This is a genomic window from Candidatus Symbiothrix dinenymphae, assembly GCF_001431085.1.
In genome coordinates this window covers 1-748 of the sequence record NZ_BBRU01000158.1, presented here as the reverse complement: position 1 = coordinate 748, position 748 = coordinate 1, and the positions used below count along the sequence as shown (strand labels likewise).

General features: G+C 41.0%; 2 protein-coding genes. One reads left to right on the top strand and one right to left on the bottom strand.

Annotated features, from left to right (window positions below):
* Window positions 1-273 (top strand): tRNA (adenosine(37)-N6)-threonylcarbamoyltransferase complex ATPase subunit type 1 TsaE (gene tsaE / locus ASC50_RS02420; protein WP_082592042.1); only part of this gene is annotated, 273 nt, incomplete at its 5' end.
* A gap of 52 nt (window positions 274-325) precedes the next feature.
* On the opposite strand, the gene ASC50_RS07460 is transcribed toward tsaE, so the two are convergent.
* Window positions 326-748, bottom strand: a 423-nt coding sequence (locus tag ASC50_RS07460) for a hypothetical protein (protein ID WP_226995345.1), incomplete at its 5' end; no start/stop codon positions are given.

The following is a 748-nucleotide window of genomic DNA, read 5'->3' as shown; positions in this document are numbered from 1 at the left end:
GATGTTATCAATAGCCCTACGTTTGCTATTGTGAATGAATATTGCTCTGAGCGCACTGCGGAGCTGATTTATCATTTCGATTTTTACCGCATCAATGGTGTGGACGAAGCCGAAGCGATTGGAGCAAGCGACTATTTCAACAGTGGAGCCGTCTGTTTCATCGAATGGGCGGACAAAGTGCGCGCATTATTGCCCGAAGATACCGTGCTGGTTCATATTGAGGAGTTGCCGGACGGGGCGCGGGAGGTTTCGAGCAGTCGTTTTTTTGCGTAAGCCAGAGAAAACGAAGATATTTTGAATAGCGATGTAAAAAAAAGATGATTATTTACCATTCACCAGGAAGGAAAAAATACCATTTTAGTTCGTTTGTGTCGCCCGGGTATGTGTCTATGGAGAATAGATTCCTATTCCCAGTATTATCTGGAACTTGTACTATATGTATGTTCCATCCTTTTTTTAATACCATATTGTATACCAGTGAGTACTCATCACCATAATCATAATCATATTTACCAATTATGCTGACACTTTTATTCAAGTACATAAAATCAGCCACAAAAACAACTCTCCCATTATTTAGTTCATCCCGTGGTGTAGCGGAAGACAAACAGCGAAAATAACCTACTGGCTTTCCATTCTTGTACGCGCCCAGACTCCAACTATCCCACCCCCTGTATTTTGCTGTGGTATCGCTCACTACTATAGGGTCATATATAAGGTCATATATCGAGTAGTAATTTGTTATTTT